Raw genomic sequence first — 23,479 nt, 5'->3', positions numbered from 1 at the left:
CGTCATCCTGCGGGTTCCCGATAGCTATCGGGGAGAAGCAGATAGAGTATATGGTACGACGGGAGTAGCCCGAATAAAAAACAGGCTGCCTAAATAGACAGCCTGCATATTTTTGAATACCGGAAATTTTAATGCTTTATATCGGCTACTACCGAAGGGTCATGTTTGTGCTTAAACATTATGGCAAAAGCTATGGCAATAATTAATGCATAAATTGCAAAAGTAATCCATATGTCGTGCCATTCCCTCATGGTCACTGCTTTATCAAAAATCCCCTGTGCATCAGCCGTAGCACCACTTTTCTGTACGAATGACATCATATGCGCATTGTCTGGGGCAGTATCAAGATACGATGACAGTTCGGTTGTATTGGCAAATGATTTTGTAAAATATTTGTCAATTACCCATCCAGAAGTTACCGAGCCCAATACAGCACCTATACCGTTGGTCATCATCATGAACAGCCCCTGGGCGGACGAACGTATCTTGGCACTTGTAGTAGTCTCTACAAACAACGAGCCTGATATATTGAAGAAATCGAATGCCATGCCATATACAATGCAAGAGAGAATGATCATCCACAGGCCGTTTACAGGGTCGCCATACGCAAAAAGGCCAAACCTTAGTACCCATGCCAGCATACTGATTAGCATTACCTGTTTGATACCGAAACGTTTCAAAAAGAATGGGATTGCAAGGATGAACAGAGTTTCGCTAATTTGGGATATTGACATGATTATTGTCGAATATTCTACTACGAACGAATCGGCATACTTAGGGAAATTCTCAAATTCGCTTAGGAACACGTCACCATAAGCATTGGTTAGCTGTAAAGCTCCCCCAAGGAACATTGAGAAAATGAAGAACAGCATAATTTTGTAATCTCCAAAAAGCTTAAAAGCACCTAAACCCAGCGTTTCAGATAATGAAGAATTCTCCTTTGTATTACCCTGCGGCTCACATTTAGGAAGAGTGAGCGCATATAGTCCAAGACAAACCGCAGCTATTCCTGCAATATAAAATTGGTACTCTGTGGCTTTACTGCCTGTCAGGTTAGTAATCCACATGGCTACAATGAACCCAATAGTTCCCCATACACGTATAGGAGGGAAATCCTTAACCACATCACCATTATTCATTTTCAGGGACGTATATGAAATAGAGTTGCTCAATGAAATGGTAGGCATGTAAAAACACATTGCAATGAACATTACATAGATAAAGGTTGTAGGATCCTCAACCATCGGCAGGCAGAATAACGTACCTGCATATAACACATGAAGTGCCGCATAAAGCTTCTCTGCATTTATCCATCTGTCGGCAATGATACCCGTTAACGTCGGCATGAACAGGGATGCAAACCCCATTGTACTGAATACCAATCCAAATTGGGTACCATCCCAATGTTTTGTCCCAAACCAGTAATTTGCAATCGTAATCAGCCATGCCCCCCATACGAAAAACTGGAGGAAACTCATTATAACAAGACGGTTCTTTATGCCCATAAAATTCTGCATGCTAAATTAACATTTTCTTAACGGCGGTAAATCTATGAAAAAAAAGATTATTGGGGATAGCTACATCGTTAAAGTTGTGTCGCTTCATTTACAAGGCCCAGTACAAGTTCAAACTGCTCTTCCCTTGAGAGGTTGGAATTGTCTATTGCGATGGCATCTACGGCCTGTATAAGTGGGGAATCCTCACGATTGGAATCAATATGGTCGCGCTGCTGCACATTTTCCAGTACAGCTTCAAAGGTAACTGTTTCGCCTTTTTGTGTAAGCTCATCAAAACGACGCTGCGCACGGGTTTCGGCGCTGGCTACCATGAACAGTTTTAGCTCGGCATTCGGGAACACCACAGTACCTATGTCGCGGCCGTCCATCACCACGCCTTTATTCTCGCCCATATGCTGCTGTTGTTCTACAAGTTTTGCCCGCACTTCAGATATTTCGGCTATCCGGCTCACAAGCCCTGAAACTTCGAGCGTACGTATCTTTTTCTCCACATTTTGCCCATTAAGGTACATTTCACCAAAACCGGCCTCGGGATTAAAGTGAAATTCCAGCTTTATGTCAGGCAGGCTGCTTACCAGCCCCTCCTTATCCAGATGTGTTGGCGATACAAACCCGTTTTCCATGGCATAGAGCGTTACGGCACGGTACATTGCCCCACTGTCCACATACACATAGCCCAAATGGGCGGCAATCTGTTTGGCAAGTGTGCTTTTGCCCGTCGAGGAAAAGCCGTCTATGGCAATGGTAATTTTTTTATCCAAGGCTATTGCAGGTTTATGGTTAACCCAAACAAGCTGGTATTGGCCGCAAGGGTATATCTTGAGTACGAATAATCGAACCGCAATTTATTAAATCTTAAGCCTACGCCGGCCGAAATTCCCGAAAAATTTCGCCTGTCTTCAATCCGCAATTCCTCTGCCCTCCTGAAGTTATAGCCTACCCTGATATTGAAGCTTTTCCCGGGGAAAAGTTCTGCACCCAGGATTACGTGTCGCAGGGCATTGTTCATAAACGATACCTTTTCTTCTGTACTGCCTCCATCTATGCTTTCCTCTGACCTGTTGGGGTTTGAAAAGGCAATATTCCACTGCTGCAGGTTTTCAAGGGTAATATGCCACCTCAGCGGTACATTTTCCAATTCCTGCGAAATACCGGCAATCACTTCCAGCGGCAAAGGTTCGCGCAATCCTGCATAAGTTGTAAACTGCATCCCGGCATTGCGTATGGCCAGGGCTATATTAATATCGTTATCCTCATCAATGTAAATAGCCCCAAGATCTATTGCGCCCCCAAAAGAATTGTAACTTTCAAGGGTTGACGATATGAGTTTGCCATTTGCACCAAGATAAATACTGGTGTAAGGAATATTATAAGCATACCCGAATGACAGGGCGATCTCGCTGCCTGTAAAGTCGCCAGTAAGCATACCCATTTCATCGCGGCCTTCAAACGTACCGTAGTTCACATAGTTTACACCGGCATGAAAAGTCTGTACATGACGGTCATAGGTGTAAGCATAGGCAGCTGTCCCATAAGTAACTTCGCCAAAATAACTGCCATAGTTCACAGCAAGGTGATTGTCCATTTCGGGATTGATTGTTGCAGGGTTGTAAATGCCCTGGTTCACATCGTAATCATAAAGGGTGATAATTTTTCCGCCAAGTGCCGACTGGCGTGGCGAAGTAACCAGGTTTAAAAACTGGTAAGTATATTTCCCTCCTATCTGGCTAAAAGACAAAGTGGTGCAAAATAAGAAAAGAAATAAGAGCCCGTTTTTAAACATTGTTTGCAATATGTTTTGTGCATACTATAACGCAGGTGCGAAGATATTATTTTTTAAATAAAAAAACGGCTAAGAAATTTTAGCCGTTTTCATCTTATATGTACGTATTAAAGCACCTTTGCGTTTTTCGCTTTTTGGTCGGTAACTGCAAATTTTATGACTTCAGACATTTCCTTTACATAATGAAAAGTCAGGCCGTCAAGGTAATCCTGCCTGATTTCTTCAACATCCTGCCTGTTTTCCTCGCACAGGATAATTTCTTTGATATTGGCACGCTTTGCAGCAAGTATCTTTTCCTTAATACCTCCCACCGGCAATACACGACCGCGGAGCGTGATCTCTCCCGTCATGGCCATATGCTTCTTAACCCTCTTTTGAGTAAATGAAGACACCAGTGAGGTCAGCATCGCAACGCCAGCACTGGGGCCGTCTTTAGGTGTTGCACCTTCCGGCACGTGAATGTGTACATTGTAGTTGGTTATCACTTCCGGACTTATGCCAAGCCTTTCCGCATTCGATTTTATGTATTCCAAAGCAATCGTTGCCGACTCCTTCATCACATTACCCAGATTTCCGGTCATAGTCATGTGCCCTTTGCCTTTAGACAATATAGACTCAATGAAAAGGATGTCGCCACCCACGCTGGTCCAGGCAAGGCCTGTAACCACACCGGCTACTTCGTTGTTTTCATATTTGTCGCGTTCCATTTTTGGAGCACCAAGTATTTTTACCACTTCTTCCTCAGTAACTTTTGGCTCGTACTCTTCCTCCATCGCCACTGATTTCGCAATATGGCGTACGGTTTTAGCTATTTGCTTCTCCAGTCCGCGCACACCCGACTCGCGTGTATAACCGGTAACAATTTTCTCCAGCTGTTTTTTGCCAAGTTGGATATCCTTTGGCGTCAGCCCGTGCTCCTTTATCTGTTTTGGCAACAGGTGTTTTTTAGCGATTTCAATCTTTTCCTCAATGGTATAGCCTGTCATGTGTATGATTTCCATCCTGTCGCGAAGGGCCGGCTGTATGGTACCCAGGTTATTCGATGTGGCAATGAACATCACCTTTGAAAGGTCGAAGCCCATTTCGAGGAAGTTGTCATAAAATTCCTTGTTCTGCTCCGGATCGAGTACCTCCAACAAAGCCGAAGAAGGGTCTCCCTGGTTGCTGGTGCTTAGCTTATCAATTTCATCAAGCACAAATACAGGGTTAGATGTACCAGCCTTCTTAAGACTCTGGATAATCCGGCCCGGCATGGCGCCAATATAGGTCTTCCGGTGCCCCCTTATCTCGGCCTCATCGCGAAGGCCTCCCAAAGAGATGCGTACATATTCCCTGCCCAATGCCTCGGCAACCGACTTACCTATCGAGGTCTTACCTACTCCCGGAGGCCCATACAGGCACAGAATAGGGGATTTCATATCGTTACGCAGCTTTAGTACCGCGAGGTATTCAATAATACGTTTCTTTACATCATCGAGGCCATAATGGTCGCGGTGCAGTATTTTTTCGGCACGCTTCAGGTCAAAGTTGTCCTTTGAAAACTCATTCCATGGCAGGTCGAGCATCAATTCCAAATAGTTACGCTGTGTGCCGTATTCTGCGGCTTGCGGATTAGTCCGCTGTAGCTTGGCTACTTCTTTATCAAACTGTGCCCTAACTTTGTCATTCCATTTTTTAGAACGGCCCTTTTGGCGCATTTCCTCAATTTCCTGATCGTGCGACACACCTCCCAGTTCCTCCTGTATGGTCTTCATCTGTTGATGGAGGAAATATTCGCGCTGCTGCTGGTCAAGATCAAAGCGAACTTTGCTTTGTATATCGTTCTTCAACTCCAGCTTTTGAAGCTCAAGGTTCATGTAGCGCAAAGTTTCCAGTGCACGGTCCTTCAGGTTGTTGATAGCAAGAAGGTCCTGCTTTTCCTTTACTGAAAGATTCATGTTAGATGATACGAAATTCACCAAAAACGAATCACTTTCTATATTCTTTATGGCAAAAGTCGCTTCAGTAGGGATATTCGGGCTTTCCTTAATGATCTGGATTGCCAACTCCTTAATCGACTCAATGATGGTATTGAATTCCGCATCCTTTTTACCCGGCCTTTCCTCACTTACTTCTTTAGTAGTAGCTTTCAGGTAGGGTTGGTCGGTGGTTACTGTATCGACTTCAAAACGTTTCTTACCCTGCAGGATTACGGTAGTATTACCATCAGGCATTTTGAGCACGCGAAGTATTCTTGCTACAGTACCTACTTTGTTGATGTCCTCTGCACCAGGCTCTTCGACTGCTTCGTCCTTTTGAGCTACTACACCAATAATTTTGGCATCAGCATTGGCATCATTAATAAGCTTTATAGACTTATCCCTACCCGCAGTGATTGGTATTACCACACCGGGGAAAAGCACCATGTTGCGCAACGGCAGTATGGGAAGCTCGGCAGGGAGCTGTTCGTTATTCATTTCCTCCTCGTCTTCCGATGTCATCAGCGGTATTAATTCCGCATCCGTATCGATTTCCTGGAGTGACAAACTGTCAATATTTATTAGTTTACGATTTGACATATCTTTTAAAAGGTCATTTTGTCATTAAACATATCCATTCAAAAAGCATTTCATAACTATGATATGCCCCTTACCTATTGGCTTACAGATTAAAAGCGTAAAACATAGCTAAAAATCCTACCACTATACCCCAATCATTATGCCATAAAAAAATCCGCCGTAGCGGATTTTATATATTTTATTGACCGTATTACCAGTCGTATTCCACATCAAACTGGCCTGTTGTAACCTGGTGTACAGTACTACTACCATCGGTAACTGTGTACTGGAATGTACCTGCTATACGCCCGTTTGCCTTGCTCGTAATAGTAAGTGAACCTGTAGATGCTGCAAATTCATTGTCCTCACTCACACTGAAATACCCCCTTACAGTTGCATCTGTTGCATTTGATATAGGATAAATACCCTCTGCGAGCGCATTTGAAATAGAAAGGCGAATTCCAGCGCCATCAGCGCCAATACCTACGATACCGATATTGCCATCGTTACCAACTCCTACAAATGTGACTGCAACACTGTTGGCATAGTCAATGAAGGTACCATCAACCGTAGCTTTAAGAACATCGTCACTGGTATTTTCGGTAGTATATGGAACATTTTCAAAAACACCGTTGGTAAATACTTTTTCCTGTCCGGCATCGTTTACACCGGTAAAGCTAAAAGTACCCGAGATGGTATTGTTTACCGTATCTATATTGGATATCGTAACCGTACCCGGGTTTTCAAGGAAGTTGTTATAACCATTCTCGTCTTCGTCACTTTCGTAATATGCCATGATTGCTGCGTCAGTATAAGTACCTGTAGTAGTAGCATTCACAATAATAGCCACCATTTCGCCATTATTACCCCTCATGCCGGCTACCGATATAAGGCCTTCGCCAATAGTTGCCAGACTTTCGTCTGCAGTATAAAGCGTACCATCTATATTTACTTTGAACAGTGATGTAGGCTGTGGACCAACATTTCCTGTATACGGAATGTTCTGGAAGGAACCGTTAGTAAAGGCAATGTTTGGCTGGTTGGCCGTTTCGTCAGACCAGTAGCCAGTAAAGTTGAATGTACCGGATATCGTTTTGGCAGTCGTATTTATTGAAGTAATTGTTATAGTACCGGTAGGATCTTCCAGTTCCAGCGTTGGATCCACGTTCATATACATGAATGTTGAAGCAAGAGTAGGCTTATAGGACATCATTACGCCATCGCCGCCATCATAAGTGCCTGTAGTTGTAGCAGGAACGCTTAGCGCAAATACCGAACCGTTCGATGTTTTTATACCGGAAATCATGATAGAGCTTCCAGTTACTACGGCCTGTGCCTCGTCGGCAGTATAGGTAGCGCCGCTAAAGTCTACTTTAAAAATTGCAGGGCCTGTAGGTTCTTCTTCATTGCCTATCAGAAGCGGGTCTACCGGCTCAGAGTCACACGAAGTGAAGCCAATTGCCATAAACAGCAGCATAAAAGCCGATAACAAGTTCAGTTTTTTCATAGCAAATTCGTTTTGTTTTTAAGGTCTCAAATATAAAATATTTAAATTAATATAAAAACCTTATTTTGTTAATAGTCAATCCTGCAAAAAAGTAAAGCCGCCCTCGATGGGGCGGCTTCTTGTATCATTAATTCAGTTCGTAAGAAACAAGCGTTTGTGTTATAGTTTCTTCGGAGGTGGATGTTACCGTTTTGATTGCTCCCACATTTTTTGCATACCAGGTATCGGTAGTGGTTATAATCACAAAACCATCACCAGTCATGGTTTGCCACACCCTTGAATGGATTACATCTGTGTAGGCATTGCCCTCAACCATATAGCTTATGCCTTTCTCTAATATTTTGCCATCAATCTCAACCGGATATTCTACATCAGGAAAGCCCGGTATACCATAAGAAATGGATTGTGTAAAGCTATCTTCCCAAGTGTCGTTTACGGCAATGTCGTCTTTAAGGACTACATAGTTAATACCTGTAACCGAGGCACCCTGGGCGGTTAGCGCTGAACTTCTCAAAAAATAATCTCCATCACTTATCCTTAAGAAACTGTTACCCGTAGCGCCAGTATTCTCCTGCCCAAACTTATACCATGTTTGGCCATCTAAAGTTTCAGTGCCTAAAATAGTCACCTCTGTAGTAGTGCCATTGCTTATGTTGTATATCCATTTGTTGCCCATTGCCAAAGGCCAGTAAGTACCGTCACCAGCATTGTTGCCACCGTTATTGTTCCCTCCTCCGGGATTTTCATTCGGATCCTGATCCGTCACAACCGGATCTACAGGTTCAGAGTCACATGAAACGCCTGCCACGGCAATAATCAGCACAGCAAAGAGCAACTTGAAAGTCTTCATAAATTTATTGGTTTATTTTTTAGGTTGTGCCAAATATATAAAATATATCTATCCTTTTAACTTTTTTTCGGCACCCTTAAAAGCAGCAAAAGCCCTACCACAAAGAATACCGTAAGGAAAACCACCGAATACCTTTGGCTATGGAATGCCTGGTCGATAGCGCCATATAGCAGCATTCCTATCACGATGCCAATTTTTTCGGTCACATCATAAAAGCTGAAGAAGGAAGCGGTATCTTTTGTATCCGGCAGGAATTTAGAATACGTACTGCGCGAAAGCGATTGTATGCCACCCATTACCAATCCTACAAAGCCCGCCGTTACATAAAAATGCATCGGCTCAGTTACAAACCAGGCGCAGATGCAAATGACAGCCCAAACCGCGTTGATGTAAATGAGTGTCTTGATATTGCCTATTTTAGCGGAAAGCTTTGACGTAAGCAGCGCCCCTGCCACGGCAATGAGCTGTATCAGCAAAATACTTACTATAAGCCCCATGCTTTTTGCCTCATCATCCGGCCAGTTGATTTCCTCGGCTCCAAAATAGGTTGCCGCAAGCATCACGGTTTGCACCGCCATACTGTATACAAAAAATGCCCCTAAATATCTTTTTAAAACTATATTTTCTTTTAGCTGCAGCCACACTTTTCGCAGTTCCCGGAAGCCGTTAAGCATTACATCGCGGGTAACCTTATTCCTGTTCGCGCCCTTAGGCAAGTAATAATAACTGTACTGACTGAAGAGGATCCACCATATGCCGACTGCTACAAAAGAGAATCGCATTACCTCCATTTTGTTTTCATCCTCTGCACTCAACAAAACACCAAGCACCCCAACCAACAATACAACACTGCCTATATAACCTAAAGAATAGCCACGCGCGCTTACGGCATCCTGTTGTTCGGGATAAGCAATGTCCGGAAGGTAGGAGTTATAAAACACAAGGCTGCCCCAAAAGCCCACAAGTCCGAACAGATAACATACAAGGCTCATGTACAGATTTTCCTTTTCAAACCAATACAGCCCGATACACGACAGTGCACCAATGTAGCAGAACAGCTTGAGGAATGTTTTCTTATTCCCTGCGTAATCGGCGATACCCGACAGCAGTGGCGAAATAAACACTACGATAAGGAATGCAAATGCCGTAACAAAGCTGATGAGCGCCGTTCCCTTCATTGAGGTGCCAAACACATTAAGCATCTCCCCTTCAGGAATGATAAGGTTATAAAAAATAGGGAATACAGCTGAGGCGATGACGAGGCTGTAAACAGAGTTGGCCCAGTCATAGAAAGCCCAGGCGGTAAGGAGCTTTTTGCTGCCTTTTTCAGGTTGTGCCATAAATGTTTGGTTTGTAAACCAAAGCTAATGTATTTTTTGGAATAATTGCAAACTGATGCATTAAGCTTACATAAATGCAAAAAACCACCCTTTCGGGCGGCTTTTCAGGATATTACAAACCAATTAATATATTACTCCAAACTTAGCGGCTTCTTTCTTAGCCTTAGGTATCTGGCTTTTTATGTTGCTGATGCGTGTATAGTCCGATGGGTGCGTACTCATGAATTCCGGTGGTGCACCCCCGCCTGAGTTAGCCGACATCCTCTGCCAGAAGTCAATGGCCCTGTCCGGATTATAACCCGCAATAGCCATAAGGATTAGCCCTATATCATCTGCTTCTGTTTCATGCTTCCTGCTAAATGGCAGCATTGCACCAAACTCGGTGCCAAGGCCATATGCCTGCATCAATATTTGCTGTGTAGTTTCGCTCTTGCCTGATGCCGCCACACCTACACCCACCGCTCCAAGCTGCTGCAATTGCGCCGCGCTCATACGCTGAGCCCCATGGTTTACTAATGCATGCGCCACCTCGTGGCCCATTACCGTGGCAAGCCCTGCTTCGTCTTTAGTTATAGGGAGTATACCTGTATACACTACAATTTTCCCCCCGGGCATGCACCAGGCGTTTACCGCAGGATCCTGTACCAGTTTGTATTCCCATTGATAGCCTTCGAGATAGCCCTGGTAGCCATTGGCGTTAAGATATTTTTCGGCAGCAGCCCTGATTTTTTGCCCAACAGTTGTTACCATTGCCGCCTGGCTTGAGCCGGTAACTACTTTGTTTTCCTTCAGGAACTGGTCATACTGCGCAAAGGCCGCAGGGAATATTTGGTCATTAGACACAAAGTTCAGGTCCTTTTTACCTGTAAAAGGATTGGTGGTACAGGCGCAAACCAAAATGAAGAGGATGCCCGATACGGTAAGCAAGCTTCGTTTCATATCTTAAATTCTTTAATTTTCATCAAATTTACTAAATCCCTTTGATATGCAATTCCGAAAAATCCTTGCTTATAGTTAAACTATTGTGAATATTTAATTTAAGGTCTTCAAATGATACTTCTTCGTTATCTACCTCTATGCTTTTTACGGCGAATGGCAACCCTGTAAGGTTTATCTTAAATGTTGAATAAGGCGTAATGTATTTACCCTCCTTATGCTGGCGGATAACCAAATCGTTGTCTTTGCCGGTAAGGCTAAATGTTCTTAGCGCATACCTGCCTTTAGTATAGTCATAGCCATCCTGGGCGTCCTCAAACACCACTGATGTTTCTTTACCTTCCTTAAAATATACATCAAGCGTAAGCTCTTCAATTTCTTTTTCGCCCACATATTGCTGCACTGGATATTTCGGGATGATGGCACCCGCCTTAACAAATACCGGTATTTGGTCAAAGGCGGTATCAACCCACATTTCCTTGCCGCCTGTTACAAGCTCATTAGTCCAGTAGTTGTACCACTGCCCTTTCGGTACATACATCCTGCGGCCCACAGCATTCGGTTCGAGTATCGGGCAAACCAGTATGTGGTTGCCAAAAATAAACTCGTCAGTCCTGTAATGCGTTTGTGTATCCTCCTGGTCATAGTAAAACAACGGCTTCAGCATTGGAAGGCCTTCGTCTATATATTGCCAGAACATGGTGTAGAGATACGGCAGGAGCTGGTAACGAAGCTCAATGAACTTACGGGTAACATTAATCACCTCTTCCCCAAATGCCCATGGTTCCTGTTCCCCATGATGCCCTGACGAGTGCGTACGGCAAAACGGGTGGAACACGCCCAACTGTATCCAGCGGGCATACAGCTCGCCGGTGGGCTGCTCCGCAAAGCCCCCAATATCGCTGCCGGTAAAGCCCATGCCGCTGAGGCTCATGCGCTGGACCTGTACGTTGGCGATCCAGAGGTGTTCCCATGTAGCAACGTTATCGCCTGTCCATGAAGAGGTATAGCGCTGCGCCCCGGAATAGGCCGAACGCGTAATGATGAACGGCCTTTTAGGGTATGAAAATCGCTTTACACCCTCATAGGTTGCGCGCGCCATCTGGGTACCGTATATATTGTGTGCCTTGCGATGGCTGCACGGATGGCCGTCATAATCGTGGCGCACATCCAGTGGGAATGTCTTGGTAGGCACTTCCATCACTGCAGGCTCATTCATGTCGTTCCACACGCCTTTTACTCCAAAATCGGCAATAAGCTCCTTGAAAAGCCCTGCCCACCATTCGCGTACCGCGGGATTGGTATAGTCAGGGAAGTTGCATTCGCCGGGCCAAACCTTACCTTTCATGTACGGCCCGTCGGCGCGCTTGCAGAAATAATCGTTCTCTATCCCTTCTTTATACACCGGATATTCCGGATCAATCTTGATGCCCGGATCAATGATCACGATTGTTTTAAAGCCGTCTTCAGCCAGTTCGGAAACCATCCGTTTTGGGTCGGGGAAATATTCCTTGCTCCATGTAAAGCAGCGGAAGCCTTCCATGTAGTCAATATCGAGGTAAATGGCGTCGCAAGGTATCTGCAGTTCGCGGAATTTTGCCGCAACCTCTTTCACCTTGCTTTCGGGATAATAGCTCCATTTGCATTGGTGGTACCCCAACGCCCATAACGGCGGAAGTTCCGGCTTTCCTGTAAGGTCGGTGTACGACGTAACCACATCCTGCATTTGCGGGCCATAGAAAAAGTAGTAGTTCATTTCGCCGCCATCGGCCCAAAAGCTGGCCACGTTGCGGCGCTCATGGCAAAAGTCAAAAAAGCTCCTGAACGTATTGTCGAAGAACACACCATAAGCATCCTTGCCGTGGAGGCCAATGTAAAACGGCACTGCCTTGTAAAGCGGCTCCTGGTCTTTCTGGTAGGCATATTGGTCGGTGGCCCAGTTTTCCAGGCGCTTACCCTTCAGGTTCATGTGGGTTGCCTTGTCGCCAAGGCCATAGAAGTTCTCACCATCAGGTGAGACCTTACTCATTTTGACCACATTGCCACCATATTCATAGATTTCTTCCCAATGAAAGCCCTGCTCGTCCTCCAGCAGCACATTACCGTTAATGTCGTAAATACCGGTGCGCAGGTCACTTTTATGAATGTGGCACTCCAGTTTGCTGGTGAGAATCTTGTAGTATTCCGCTTCTTCGGTAACCTCAAACTTATTGAAGCCACGGGAATGGTTCTCGGCAATGGCATACGAAAAGTCATCGCTGAAGTAGCCCTTGGTTGTAAACCGGAACCTCAAAAGGCTGTCCCGGAACACGGTTACTTTAAGGATTACATTATTATCAGTATAAAAAAAGGCGCTGTCGACCTCTTTGCTGAATTTTACTATTTTGGAGGGATAAAGGTCTCCCTTGCGTTCGAGCTCTGTATTTATGATCATAAATGCTGTATAAAGTGCAAAACATCAAATATATAGGTTTGATGCGAATTTTAACAATGTTAACTCTTACGAAAACGTTGCCTGTTGATAACTATTGGCTTACAATGCCGGCTATGCCTTTTGTTTTAATGAAAATACCAACACCCCAAGCGGAGGCAATGTCATAGAAGCAGAGTACTCCCTGCCATTCCACGGGATAGCCTCAATTTTTAGCTTTTTGTTAGAAACTCCGCTTCCGCCAAATTCCGCAGCATCGCTGTTGAAAACTTCCTTCAACTTACCGCTTGCCGGAATGCCGATGCGGTAGTCTTCACGGATGACGGGGGTCATATTGCAAACCACAACCAGGTTCTCCTCAGGGTTATTGCCTTTGCGGATGTATGATATGACCGAATTTTCATGGTCGCCGTAATTGATCCATTCAAAGCCCTCTGCTGTGAACTGCTTTTCGTACAATGCCGGCTGTTTTTTATAGAGCTTGTTGAGTGCCGTTATGGTATTTTTGATGCCTTTGTGGTAGTCGTATTCCAGCAAATGCCAGTCGAGGCTCTGCTCAAAATTCCATTCCCCGCTTTGCCCGAATTCCCCGCCCATGAAGAGCAGCTTGGCACCGGGATGTGTAAACATAAAGCTATACAGCAGGCGAAGGTTGGCAAAGCGCTGCCATTCGTCACCCGGCATGCGCCCCAGAATGGAGTGCTTGCCGTATACCACCTCGTCATGCGAAAGCGGCAGCATGAAGTTTTCGGTAAACGCATACGTCATGCTGAAGGTCAGGTCGTTTTGGTGGTGCTGGCGGTAAATGGCTTCCTTCTTGAAATATTCAAGCGTGTCGTGCATCCAACCCATCATCCACTTCATCCCGAAGCCCAGGCCGCCAATGTATGTTGGCCGCGACACCATCGGGAACGAGGTACTTTCCTCGGCAATGGTCTGTACGCCTTCAAAGCTGCGGTACACTTCCTCATTCATTTCTTTCAGGAAGCTAACGGCTTCGAGATTTTCCCTTCCACCATAAATATTCGGTTCCCACTCGCCTTCGTTTCGGGAGTAGTCGAGATAAAGCATTGAGGCCACGGCATCCACTCGAAGCCCATCGATATGGTATTTATCGAGCCAAAAAATAGCATTGCTAATCAGGAATGAGCGTACTTCATTGCGCCCATAATTGAAGATGAGGCTCTTCCAGTCTGGGTGGTAGCCTCTGCGGATGTCCGGGTGCTCATAAAGGTGCGTCCCGTCAAAAAAGCCCAGCCCGTGCGAATCGCTGGGGAAGTGCGACGGAACCCAGTCTAATATCACGCCGATGCCGGCCTGGTGCAGTTTGTCTACCAGCATCATAAAATCTTCTGGTTTGCCAAAACGGGATGTCGGGGCGAAGTAACCCACGAGTTGATAACCCCAGGAAGGGTCATACGGGTATTCCATTATGGGCATGAACTCGACATGGGTAAAATTCATTTCCTTAACGTAAGCCACAAGCTGGTCGGCGAGCTCAATATAGCTGAGGAACCTTCCCCCCTCTGCCCTGCGCCAGGACCCCAGGTGCACTTCATAGACAGAATAAGGCTTATCGAGTCCGTTCTTTTCGATACGGCTTCCCATCCATTTCGCATCCTTCCAACTGTGCTTTGTATCCCAAACTACCGATGCGGTATTGGGAGGCGTTTCGCAGTAAAAGGCAAAAGGGTCGGCCTTTTCGGTCTTTATATCGTTGTGATGCGAATGTATCTTGTATTTGTATTTTGTCCCTTTGTCAATACCGGGAATGAACCCTTCCCAAATCCCCGAGCCGTCCCACCGCACATTGAGCGCATGCTCGCCCTCCAGCCAGTAGTTAAAATCGCCAACTACCGATACGGCCTTCGCCGATGGCGCCCAGACGGCAAAGTAAACGCCTTTCTGGCCGTCCACTTCAGTAAGGTGCGCACCCAGTTTTTCGTACAGGCGGTAGTGTTTTCCGGCCTTGAACAGGTCGATATCAAAATCGGTAAAAAGGGAATGGGCTATTGTTTTCATTTATTTGTTTTGTTTTATTGTTCTCGACTGCGCTCGAACTGACACGTACATAACATTATTTACGTTTAAATTGTCGTAAACCGTTGTCACATCGAGCGCAGTCGAGATGCGTTATAATTCCAATTAAGTTCCTCGTTCACCTAATGTTCTCGACTGCGCTCGAACTGATAAAAGTGTATAACATTATTCTCGTTAATGTTGTCGATCAGGGTTATTACATTGAGCTACCTGTCCTGAGCGAGTCGAAGGGCTGTCGAGATGCATCAATCTGTTTTATATTTACTATGCGTTGCATTACGGCATTCAGCAAGTATTTGTATAAGATCAAAATCTCCTTTTATCAAAGCTTCTTTTTTTGCCTTACTCCATTTCTTCAACCGTTTTTCAAAAGCTATTGCCTGAACCGGATCCATAAATTCCTGTACAAAAGCAAGTGTAACAGGTCTTCTGGAATATGTATATGAGTCAGGTTTAATTCCTGCATTATGTTGATCAACTCTTACGTCAACGTTATTTGTAATTCCTGTATAGAAAGTTCCATCCCTGCACCGAAGCATATATACATAGTAAAATTTCATCATAACTTCTGTTCTTAAGTGTTCTCGACTGCGCTCGAACTGACAAACGTTTCATAAAACTATTTACGTTAACATTATCGATAACCATTGTCACATCGAGCGCAGTCGAGATGCGATATAATTCAAATTAAGTTTTTCTAATACCGACTGTTCTCGACTGCGCTCGAACTGACAAACGTACATAACATTATTTACGTTAAATTATCGCAACCCGTTGTCACATCGAGCGCAGTCGAGATGCGATATAATTCAAATTAAGTTTTTCTAATACCGACTGTTCTCGACTGCGCTCGAACTGACAAACGTACATAAGAGATTTACACAATCTGAAATCAATACCCCATTATACTCGCTATCCCCCTTAAAGGTATCACCGCCCATCGCGGCCTTGAGTTCAATTCATAGCCCAGTTCATACACCGCTTTTTCAAGTATGCAGTATTTTAAAAGGAATGCTATCTCTTTGTTGTATCCGATGTTCAGGTTGCCTTCCTGAGCCTTTTCTACATAGGTGTCGAGGTACACGCCCACCATATAATTGAACAGCAGCTCGCCGGCCTTGAAAAGGTCTTCCTGCTCAAATGGGTATTTGTCCTTATTATTAAATATGGTCGCGTAAATCGCATAATGAAACGAGCGGAACAGCCCGGCTACGTCCTTTAGCGGTGGTTGCTTTACCTTGCGGTCGCGAATGGTGCTTTCGGGTTCGCCTTCAAAATCGAGCAGGTAAAAGTCATCACCATTTACCAGCACCTGCCCCAGATGGTAATCGCCATGTATGCGGATGCGCTCGCTCTTGAGCTGTGTCCAATCGAAGTCGAGGAAATGCTTGCGTATCTCTTTCTTTTTGTCCAAAAATTGATGCGCCAGTTCCAACGCCAGCCCGTCCAGCTTGTGCAGGTTGTTCTCTATCGTGTTCAGCCTGTTTTGGAACTGGTAGATGAGGCGGTTTTTGAGCCACACAGTATAATCACCATTGTAAGTCGTAGGCGTGAACGAGGTGTCGGTGGTGTCACCGCCCAGTGCAATGTGCATTTCGGCGGTGCGCTGTGCAAGTGTCCTTATCCTTAAAAACAAAGTTAGCCCCGCCCAGTCTATGATTTCCGGCGGAATGCTGTTTATCTTTATCGTTTTGAAAAGCTCCAGGTCGGGCAGCTTATCGATCTTTATCTTCTTGGCATTAAGGTTGTCGAAAACGCCATCTACCGCCTCGAGCATGTACTTCCACGCATCGCCCTGGTTGGGCACAAGTTCCTGCATAAGGCCCAAGGTAATGTTGTCATCGGCCATAGCTACATTAATGCTGCCTTTGTAAGCCGGCGTATGCTTAAACTTCATGCGCTCCGTGAGGAAACGGCTTATCTCGTAATCAGGGTTCGTGCTCACGTAAATCCTCCTGAAAAACTTCAGCACCAGGTTGTCATTATAAATGATGGAGGTATTGCTCTGCTCAATGCCCATGAAGCGGGATGAGACATATTTAGTCTCTTTCGATAGCGACTTGCCTTTGTGGTACTTCACATTGAATGCATCATTTTTGGCACCATTCACGATGCTTTCAAATACAAGCCTGCGGAAATCCTCCTGATGTAGTGCGTCTACCAAATAGCCTTCCTGCCCGTTTAGTGTTACAGGGGCAATAAGGGTCTTGGTGTCAAGTTCGTCTTCTGCCATGAAAGCCACCGGCATGAAATAATGCTGCAGGAATGCTTCTTTGTAATTCACTTCAATCAGGACCCCATAATAGGTGTTCTTTTCGGAGGCAATCTTGAAATAATCCACTACCTCAATGTACTTGAGCGTACTGGCCTTGCCGCCATACCAACGTTTTTTGAGGATGTAATTCTCCAGTATGTCCGATGAAAATACTTTTACAAATTCCTCATCCTCAAAGGCTGATTTCCAGTCGGCCCTGAAAACAAACGGTGCGTTGAATGTGTCCTGAATGGAAGTTGCCATGGTTATTTCTGGATTTTAAATAAGTGAAACGGCAGTGCAGGATGCAGCTCTACATAGCACCATTCTTTGTCCCAATGGTAGCTGTTGCCGGTTATCAGGTCGGTTACCACAATGTTGTGGCCTTCGTGTATGCCCAGCGATTGCAGCGGTACTTTTACCCATCCCGACTTTGAATAATAAGCATCAAGGCTTACGATCATCAGGGTTTCGTTTTGGCGGCTGTCGTCATATTTATAGTAGGCAATAAGCTGGTCGTTATCAATATCGCAGAACTCAATGTTGTTTGTTTGCTGCAGCGATGGGTTTTCCTGCCGTATCTTATTGATCTTGCCAATAAGGGTTGTAATCTTGTTCTCCTTTTTCCAATCCCAGTGGCGCACTTCATATTTTTCCGAATCCATGTACTCTTCACGCCCGGGAATGGCGTCTGTCACCATATATTCAAACACGGGCCCATAGATGCCAACACTTGAGCTTAAGGTTGCCGCAAGGAAATACTTTTGCAAATGCGTCGCTTCATTCGCTCCCTGCAACGGGAACGGGTTAATGTCCGGTGTGTTGGGCCAAAAGTTCGGGCGGAAGAATTCCTTCTGCTGTGACCTCGTCAGTTCAGTTACATATTCTGTAAGCTCAGCTTTGCTGTTACGCCACGTAAAATACGTATAGGATTGCGTAAATCCTACTTTTGCGAGCTCATCCATGATTTTCGGACGGGTAAAGGCTTCCGCCAGAAAGAGCACATCCGGGTATTTTTTCTTCACTTCGGCGATTAGCCATTCCCAAAAATAGAACGGCTTGGTATGCGGATTGTCCACACGAAATATACGGATGCCGCACTCTTCCACCCAAAACAGGGCGGCGCTCAACAGTTCCTTCCATAGGTTTTTCCAGTCGGCCGACTCAAAGTATATCGGCAATATGTCCTGGTATTTTTTTGGAGGATTCTCTGCATATTGTACGGTACCGTCGGGCCTCCATTTGAACCATTGCGGAAACTCCTTTACATACGGATGGTCGGGCGCGGCCTGCAACGCGAAGTCCATCGCTACCTCTATCCCCTGCGCTGTAGCCGCATTGACCAGCGATTTGAATTCGTCAATCGTACCCAATTCTGGGTGCGTGCTTTTATGCCCGCCATATTGCGAACCGATGCCCCAAGGGGAACCCACATCGTCAGGCTGTGCTGTGGTAGCGTTGTTCCTTCCTTTGCGGTTCACTTCGCCAATAGGGTGTACAGGAGGGAAGTACAATGTATCAAATCCCATTGCGGCAACGCGTGGCAAAAGGGCTTCACAGTCTTTGAAGGTACCGTGTTTTCCTGGTTCGGATGATGCCGACCTTGGGAAAAACTCATACCATGTACTGAACAATGCCTTTTGCCTGTCGACATACACACGTAATTCAGAAGACTGGTGCGACAGTATTTTCGCCGGATATTTTTTGAAGATTTCTTTCAGCGTATCCGACGTCGCTTCGGCAATGGCTGTATCATAAGAGCTGGTGTCTGTAAACAGTTTCTCCAGTTTTTGCAGATATGCCTTTTCAGTCCTGGTAGCCTTGTCGTACAGTGCCTTTACATATTCAGCACCTTCCAATAATTCTGAAGTCACGCGCTGGTTGTCTTTTATCTTACGCAACGTACCATACTGCCAGTTAAGGGCATAATCTACCCAACTCTCCACACAATAACTATAAAAGCCTTGTTTTTCTACGGTAAACTCTCCGGCCCATGTATCATTACCGGTTTCATGCATACGATTTTCCTTCCAGGCCTTTTCTTTCTCATGGCGAAACTTCACCACAGCGGCCATTACATCATGCCCATCCGAAAGGATATCGGCAGTAACGTTTACTTTTTGACCTGTAATGCGTTTGATGAAGTTTTGCCCATTGTTTATCTGGGGCTGTATGTTTTCAATGTGTACCCTGCGTTGATCCTGCATTTTATTTGTAATTTTAAGACTTCTAAAAATAGCCAAAAAATATTCAATTAATAACTTGCCTTAAAGTTTTAGCGAAATGTCAGAAAAAAATAAAAAACACCAGTCATCATTGAGAATTCCTAAGCCAATACTGGTAACCGCTAAAATTTTGGAGGTGACTTCGCCCAAATTGGCTGCAAAATTTGCAATAAAGCTGTTTACGACACCTATGAAATTCAAGCTTCCAAAAAGAGAGGAAGAAATGGACAGCAAAAGCCGCCAGCAAATAGTAGAAATCCCTGCTTTGAAGAAAAGTATCAATGTTTACCACTACGGAGAGAGCCAACGCAAAGTGCTTCTGGTACATGGCTGGAGCGGACGCGGCACACAGCTGCATTCCATAGCCGATAAGCTGCTGAAATGCGGGTATTCGACTATTAGCTTCGATGCCCCCGGACACGGAAAATCGGAAGGCAAAACAAGCGACATGACCGAATTCATTAAGTGCATCCTTGAGCTGGAGAAACAACTCGGCCCGTTTGAATACGCAATAGGGCATTCGCTTGGCGCGATGTCGGTGCTGAATTCGATTAAAAGGGGATTGAAGGTGAAAAAGGCCGTTATTATAGGAAGTGGCGACATTATTAAAGACATCATGGATGATTTTTCGCAAAAATTGGGCATGAATGTTGCAACAGGAGAACTGATGATACGGATGTTTGAGAAGAAGTTCGGCGAAACCATTAACAGCTATTCGGCGTATATAGCGGCAAAGGACGTTACTGTACCTGTACTTGCCATCCATGACGAAGACGATGCAGATGTGCCCGTAACAGCGGTACACCATATCGCGCAACACCTGGCTAATGCCGAAGTTGTTGTTACCAAAGGTCTAGGCCACCGGAAGATTCTCGGCGACAGTAAAGTCATTAAAAAGATAATCCAATTTTTAAACAATGAACAATGAAAAAGATACTTGTAGTAATGATTGCACTTGTTTCGCTTACATCATGCCAGGGACAGGAAAAGAAAAAAACTGAGGTAAAAAATGATACTGCACAATTGCCTGTAAAAAAAGAAGGGCTCAACATGAAGACCACTGATGCAGAGTGGCAAAAAGTATTGACAGAAGAGGAATATGCCATATTGCGACAAAAGGCTACCGAAAGGCCATTTACCGGTGAGTACTACAAGCATTTCGAAAAAGGCGTTTATGTATGCGCGGCTTGCGGCAACCCGCTGTTCAAATCCGATGCTAAATTTGATTCATCCTGCGGTTGGCCATCATTCGACCAGGCTATTGAGGGGTCGGTAATCTATAAAGAGGATAAAACCCTTGGGATGGTGCGTACTGAAGTAATGTGCGCCAATTGTGGCGGGCATCTGGGGCATGTGTTCGACGATGGCCCGGAAGAAACTACAGGTAACAGGTTTTGCACCAACTCGGTGTCCATTAAATTTATACCGGCAAAGAAATAATAAACACGACAAATCATGAGCAATTATCCAGTAAAAAAATCAGAGGCTGAATGGAAGGAACTCCTTGGCGCTGAACGCTATAAAATTTTGCGCGGAAAAGGAACCGAGTTCCCGCATTCCGGAAAATACAATCTGACATTTGATAAAGGCACCTATTGCTGCGGAGCGTGCGGTGAGCCTTTATTTAAAAGTGAATCGAAATTCCAGTCCAGTTGCGGATGGCCCTCATTCGACGAATCCATTCCCGGCAAAGTAGAGTATATAGCTGACAATTCCTTTGGTATGAAGCGCGTTGAAATACTTTGCGCCAACTGCGGCAGCCACCTCGGCCACGTTTTTGATGACGGCCCTACCGAAACCGGGCAAAGGTATTGTGTAAACAGCGCCTCGGTGGATTTGAAGGAGGAATAGCCAACTGTATTTTTAATTAATTTCCAATGATAACAAAGAAAGAATTAAAGGTTTACATCGATAATATGCCGGATGAAATGACAATTGACGAACTCATTGATCGCCTCATATTGAATGATAAGTTAAAAAACAGAATCCATGAATCGGATAATGGTGAGACAATATCAGAGCATAGCCTGAAATCTGAAATACAAAAAATGGTTAGGGGATTAGATTAAACTGATTATAAATTAAGCCTGTGGTTATCCGAAGGCTTTTCTTTTTCCTGCAAACTCCGTAATTTTATTACCATGGACTTATTTGAAGAAACGAAAGACTGGGCCAAAGCATTGCGTCCGCTTATCGAAAAATATAAAGGGAAGGAACACCCTTTGCATTACAAAAATATTTACCAGTTATTGGTGATGGTGGTGATTGCTGCCCAAGACAGCGATGCCAATATCAATAAAGTAACCGTAGATTTCTTCAAAAAATATCCTGACATGAAAGCGCTATCCAAAGCCAACACCGCTGAACTGACGGAAGCTTTGGCAAAAGTGCGCTTCCATGGCAATAAAATTACCTGGCTGCAGGAGATAGCCGAAACCGTAAAAGAAGACAAGAACATTCCCAACACCATGAAGGAACTGGTTGCTTTAAAAGGTGTAGGACGGAAATCGGCTAATGTTATACTGCGTGAAGCAGGCGCCGAAGCTGAAGGAATACTTGTCGACCTGCATGTACTACGTGTAGCGCCGAGGCTGGGCATTTCAAAAGGTAAAAATGCCGATAAGATCGAAAAGGACATGATGGCAGTATTGCCTAAGGATATGTGGGGCGAGATTGGGATGGCACTGTCGTTTTTAGGACGCGAAATTTGCCGTCCAACAAATCCAAAACACAGCGAATGCATTGTAAGTGAGCATTGTGATTACTGCCAACTACATAAGCATTAAAATATTACATTTCAGATATTTCAGTGGACTCAAATCCCACAAAACCACAAAAAAAGAAGCCGAAGCTTCTTTAGTTCAATATTTTTATCAGGTTGCCTGTCGAGGTAAAAGTCGCTGTCAGGTCAACGCCGTCTTTGCTAAGTACCAGTTTATATTCGCCATCATCAGCTTTATATGCTTCTTTCACGGTATAATTGCCGTAATCTTTTTTAATCTTATTGAGGGTATCTTTAGGAATGGCAGCAACATCTATCTTCTTATATTGCTTGTCCTGGAATACTGATATTACGGTATTTACATCTTCATAAGTAATCACTGAAGCCGTAATTCCGGCAATAGTGGCAAGGGTTACAATAAACTTTTTCATAGCATTGTGGTTTAGTGTTACTTCAAAGTTAGTAAACCAAAAGAGGTTGTTGTTTTAAAGAAATCCTAAAGTTTAGAAATCGAATCCGAAACGAGCTCGCACATATACCACCATCTCGCCTTCAGATTTATGACTATAACCAAAATCATTATACTTTGATGTATACATGTAGCCCAGACCAGCACCCAGCTCATAATTAAAATGATTCCCCAGAGTCCTGCGCATTCCCCATGTAGGTATAATTGCTAAAAAGTCAGGGACTTCATCAATATTCTCATTTGGATTTATAGCTCCCCACCCACCGCTGTAGTGTGCCATTAAAGAAAAATAGTTAGCTCGATTCCTGATTATGTCTTTACCTTTTCTTACCCTCCTGCCAAGGTTGTAATACCATCTTGGTTCAACGGTAAATGCAGGTAGTGCGACTACATACGTTTTTCCTTCGTCAGATATAGTCCAAGGGTTATCTTTATAAGTAAAAAAGGCGAGCGTAAGTCCAGCCTCAGTACGCAGGGAAAATTGATTCGCCAGTTTAAATTCGTAATTAAAAACCAACCCGGACTCCCCTACCTGTATACCTTTGATTGATTTTTCCACACTGGGAATTGAGTCCTGTGCAAAAAATTTACCGACACATAAAAATGCCATCATAATTAGCCCTAATAATTTTATTTTCATACGTATTAATTGGTTTTAGATGTGCAAAATTAGCATTTTATTATAATTCATATGGCTAAATGTATAGTATTTAAAAAACAAAAAACCCTTCATCTAACCGATGAAGGGTTTTCAAAAAAAAGGCGATGACATACTCTCCCACAAGATGCAGTACCATCTGCGCAGGCGGGCTTAACTTCTCTGTTCGGGATGGGAAGAGGTGAGCCCCGCCGCAATAATCACCTTAAG

Annotated in this window: 20 protein-coding genes and 1 rRNA gene; 5 read left to right on the top strand and 16 right to left on the bottom strand. The window is 44.5% G+C overall.

Annotated features, from left to right (window positions below; all coding sequences use genetic code 11):
- Positions 1-128: 128 nt before the first annotated feature.
- The 13 genes from OGH69_RS07355 to OGH69_RS07295 all read right to left on the bottom strand — a co-directional run bounded on the left by OGH69_RS07355 (position 129) and on the right by OGH69_RS07295 (position 19,402).
- A complete protein-coding gene (locus tag OGH69_RS07355; RefSeq protein WP_265173983.1) occupies positions 129-1,505 on the bottom strand; it encodes a nucleoside permease in 1,377 nt (458 codons plus the stop codon).
- 80 nt (positions 1,506-1,585) lie between these two features.
- Positions 1,586-2,278, bottom strand: a complete 693-nt coding sequence (cmk, locus tag OGH69_RS07350; RefSeq protein WP_265173809.1) for a (d)CMP kinase — start codon at positions 2,276-2,278, stop codon at positions 1,586-1,588.
- 2 nt (positions 2,279-2,280) lie between these two features.
- Entirely contained in the window at positions 2,281-3,300 is a 1,020-nt protein-coding gene (gene porQ / locus OGH69_RS07345; protein WP_265173808.1) for a type IX secretion system protein PorQ, read from the bottom strand.
- A gap of 107 nt (positions 3,301-3,407) precedes the next feature.
- A complete protein-coding gene (lon, locus tag OGH69_RS07340; protein WP_265173807.1) occupies positions 3,408-5,858 on the bottom strand; it encodes an endopeptidase La in 2,451 nt (816 codons plus the stop codon).
- A gap of 190 nt (positions 5,859-6,048) precedes the next feature.
- Positions 6,049-7,344, bottom strand: coding sequence for a DUF6252 domain-containing protein (locus tag OGH69_RS07335; RefSeq protein ID WP_265173806.1), 1,296 nt, complete (start codon positions 7,342-7,344; stop codon positions 6,049-6,051).
- 127 nt (positions 7,345-7,471) lie between these two features.
- On the bottom strand, positions 7,472-8,194 hold the full coding sequence (locus OGH69_RS07330; RefSeq protein WP_265173805.1) for a hypothetical protein: 723 nt from the start codon (positions 8,192-8,194) through the stop codon (positions 7,472-7,474).
- Positions 8,195-8,250: 56 nt separating this feature from the next.
- On the bottom strand, positions 8,251-9,534 hold the full coding sequence (locus tag OGH69_RS07325) for an MFS transporter (protein ID WP_265173804.1): 1,284 nt from the start codon (positions 9,532-9,534) through the stop codon (positions 8,251-8,253).
- 123 nt (positions 9,535-9,657) lie between these two features.
- On the bottom strand, positions 9,658-10,473 hold the full coding sequence (locus tag OGH69_RS07320; RefSeq protein ID WP_265173803.1) for a M48 family metallopeptidase: 816 nt from the start codon (positions 10,471-10,473) through the stop codon (positions 9,658-9,660).
- A gap of 31 nt (positions 10,474-10,504) precedes the next feature.
- A complete protein-coding gene (locus tag OGH69_RS07315) occupies positions 10,505-12,904 on the bottom strand; it encodes a glycoside hydrolase family 31 protein (protein WP_265173802.1) in 2,400 nt (799 codons plus the stop codon).
- A 111-nt stretch (positions 12,905-13,015) separates the two neighbouring features.
- Positions 13,016-14,923, bottom strand: coding sequence for a 1,4-alpha-glucan branching protein GlgB (gene glgB, locus OGH69_RS07310; RefSeq protein ID WP_265173801.1), 1,908 nt, complete (start codon positions 14,921-14,923; stop codon positions 13,016-13,018).
- A 263-nt stretch (positions 14,924-15,186) separates the two neighbouring features.
- Positions 15,187-15,504, bottom strand: coding sequence for a GIY-YIG nuclease family protein (locus OGH69_RS07305; RefSeq protein ID WP_306354364.1), 318 nt, complete (start codon positions 15,502-15,504; stop codon positions 15,187-15,189).
- A 329-nt stretch (positions 15,505-15,833) separates the two neighbouring features.
- Entirely contained in the window at positions 15,834-17,459 is a 1,626-nt protein-coding gene (locus OGH69_RS07300) for a maltokinase N-terminal cap-like domain-containing protein (RefSeq protein ID WP_265173800.1), read from the bottom strand.
- Between the two features lie 2 nt (positions 17,460-17,461).
- Positions 17,462-19,402: an alpha-1,4-glucan--maltose-1-phosphate maltosyltransferase gene (locus OGH69_RS07295; RefSeq protein ID WP_265173799.1), complete on the bottom strand. Its 1,941-nt coding sequence runs from the start codon at positions 19,400-19,402 to the stop codon at positions 17,462-17,464.
- 76 nt (positions 19,403-19,478) lie between these two features.
- On the opposite strand from OGH69_RS07295, the gene OGH69_RS07290 reads away from it, so the two are divergent.
- The 5 genes from OGH69_RS07290 (at position 19,479) to nth (ending at position 22,206) form a co-directional block, all read left to right on the top strand.
- A complete protein-coding gene (locus tag OGH69_RS07290; RefSeq protein ID WP_265173798.1) occupies positions 19,479-20,348 on the top strand; it encodes an alpha/beta fold hydrolase in 870 nt (289 codons plus the stop codon).
- Positions 20,345-20,860 (top strand): peptide-methionine (R)-S-oxide reductase MsrB, encoded by a 516-nt coding sequence (gene msrB, locus OGH69_RS07285; RefSeq protein ID WP_265173797.1) that lies wholly within the window; start codon positions 20,345-20,347, stop codon positions 20,858-20,860. Before OGH69_RS07290 ends, msrB (OGH69_RS07285) begins: the two co-directional genes overlap by 4 nt.
- A 15-nt stretch (positions 20,861-20,875) precedes the next feature.
- Positions 20,876-21,271: a peptide-methionine (R)-S-oxide reductase MsrB gene (gene msrB / locus OGH69_RS07280; RefSeq protein WP_265173796.1), complete on the top strand. Its 396-nt coding sequence runs from the start codon at positions 20,876-20,878 to the stop codon at positions 21,269-21,271.
- Between the two features lie 26 nt (positions 21,272-21,297).
- Positions 21,298-21,489 (top strand): hypothetical protein, encoded by a 192-nt coding sequence (locus OGH69_RS07275; RefSeq protein WP_265173795.1) that lies wholly within the window; start codon positions 21,298-21,300, stop codon positions 21,487-21,489.
- A gap of 72 nt (positions 21,490-21,561) precedes the next feature.
- Positions 21,562-22,206 carry an endonuclease III domain-containing protein gene (nth, locus tag OGH69_RS07270; protein WP_265173794.1) on the top strand — a complete coding sequence of 215 codons (645 nt, stop codon included), beginning with the start codon at positions 21,562-21,564 and terminating at the stop codon, positions 22,204-22,206.
- A gap of 70 nt (positions 22,207-22,276) precedes the next feature.
- Here the strand turns inward: nth and OGH69_RS07265 are convergent, their stop codons facing one another.
- From OGH69_RS07265 to rrf, 3 genes are all read right to left on the bottom strand, one after another.
- Positions 22,277-22,573, bottom strand: a complete 297-nt coding sequence (locus tag OGH69_RS07265) for a hypothetical protein (RefSeq protein ID WP_265173793.1) — start codon at positions 22,571-22,573, stop codon at positions 22,277-22,279.
- Between the two features lie 72 nt (positions 22,574-22,645).
- The gene (locus OGH69_RS07260; protein WP_265173792.1) at positions 22,646-23,251 is read right to left on the bottom strand and encodes a hypothetical protein; all 606 of its coding nucleotides are present in this window, start codon (positions 23,249-23,251) and stop codon (positions 22,646-22,648) included.
- 117 nt (positions 23,252-23,368) lie between these two features.
- Positions 23,369-23,477: ribosomal RNA gene (gene rrf, locus OGH69_RS07255) — 5S ribosomal RNA — on the bottom strand.
- Positions 23,478-23,479: the final 2 nt, after the last annotated feature.

Origin of the sequence: Flavobacterium sp. MFBS3-15, from assembly GCF_026107645.2 — a bacterium.
GTDB lineage: Bacteria > Bacteroidota > Bacteroidia > Flavobacteriales > Flavobacteriaceae > Flavobacterium.
Note: the sequence above shows the minus strand (reverse complement) of the source record. Positions and strands in the feature narration are given on the sequence as shown.

Bases quoted from the DNA above. Each gene is read 5' to 3' on its own strand.
- OGH69_RS07300 (WP_265173800.1), bottom strand. From the start codon at position 17,459: ATGGCAACTTCCATTCAGGACACATTCAACGCACCGTTTGTTTTCAGG.
- porQ (WP_265173808.1), bottom strand. From the start codon at position 3,300: ATGTTTAAAAACGGGCTCTTATTTCTTTTCTTATTTTGCACCACTTTG.
- OGH69_RS07330 (WP_265173805.1), bottom strand. From the start codon at position 8,194: ATGAAGACTTTCAAGTTGCTCTTTGCTGTGCTGATTATTGCCGTGGCA.
- OGH69_RS07320 (WP_265173803.1), bottom strand. From the start codon at position 10,473: ATGAAACGAAGCTTGCTTACCGTATCGGGCATCCTCTTCATTTTGGTT.
- OGH69_RS07275 (WP_265173795.1), top strand. From the start codon at position 21,298: ATGATAACAAAGAAAGAATTAAAGGTTTACATCGATAATATGCCGGAT.
- OGH69_RS07335 (WP_265173806.1), bottom strand. From the start codon at position 7,344: ATGAAAAAACTGAACTTGTTATCGGCTTTTATGCTGCTGTTTATGGCA.
- OGH69_RS07295 (WP_265173799.1), bottom strand. From the start codon at position 19,402: ATGCAGGATCAACGCAGGGTACACATTGAAAACATACAGCCCCAGATA.
- OGH69_RS07315 (WP_265173802.1), bottom strand. From the start codon at position 12,904: ATGATCATAAATACAGAGCTCGAACGCAAGGGAGACCTTTATCCCTCC.
- OGH69_RS07265 (WP_265173793.1), bottom strand. From the start codon at position 22,573: ATGAAAAAGTTTATTGTAACCCTTGCCACTATTGCCGGAATTACGGCT.
- OGH69_RS07355 (WP_265173983.1), bottom strand. From the start codon at position 1,505: ATGGGCATAAAGAACCGTCTTGTTATAATGAGTTTCCTCCAGTTTTTC.
- OGH69_RS07290 (WP_265173798.1), top strand. From the start codon at position 19,479: ATGTCAGAAAAAAATAAAAAACACCAGTCATCATTGAGAATTCCTAAG.
- OGH69_RS07305 (WP_306354364.1), bottom strand. From the start codon at position 15,504: ATGATGAAATTTTACTATGTATATATGCTTCGGTGCAGGGATGGAACT.
- glgB (WP_265173801.1), bottom strand. From the start codon at position 14,923: ATGAAAACAATAGCCCATTCCCTTTTTACCGATTTTGATATCGACCTG.
- nth (WP_265173794.1), top strand. From the start codon at position 21,562: ATGGACTTATTTGAAGAAACGAAAGACTGGGCCAAAGCATTGCGTCCG.
- msrB (WP_265173796.1), top strand. From the start codon at position 20,876: ATGAGCAATTATCCAGTAAAAAAATCAGAGGCTGAATGGAAGGAACTC.
- lon (WP_265173807.1), bottom strand. From the start codon at position 5,858: ATGTCAAATCGTAAACTAATAAATATTGACAGTTTGTCACTCCAGGAA.
- OGH69_RS07260 (WP_265173792.1), bottom strand. From the start codon at position 23,251: ATGAAAATAAAATTATTAGGGCTAATTATGATGGCATTTTTATGTGTC.
- msrB (WP_265173797.1), top strand. From the start codon at position 20,345: ATGAAAAAGATACTTGTAGTAATGATTGCACTTGTTTCGCTTACATCA.
- OGH69_RS07325 (WP_265173804.1), bottom strand. From the start codon at position 9,534: ATGGCACAACCTGAAAAAGGCAGCAAAAAGCTCCTTACCGCCTGGGCT.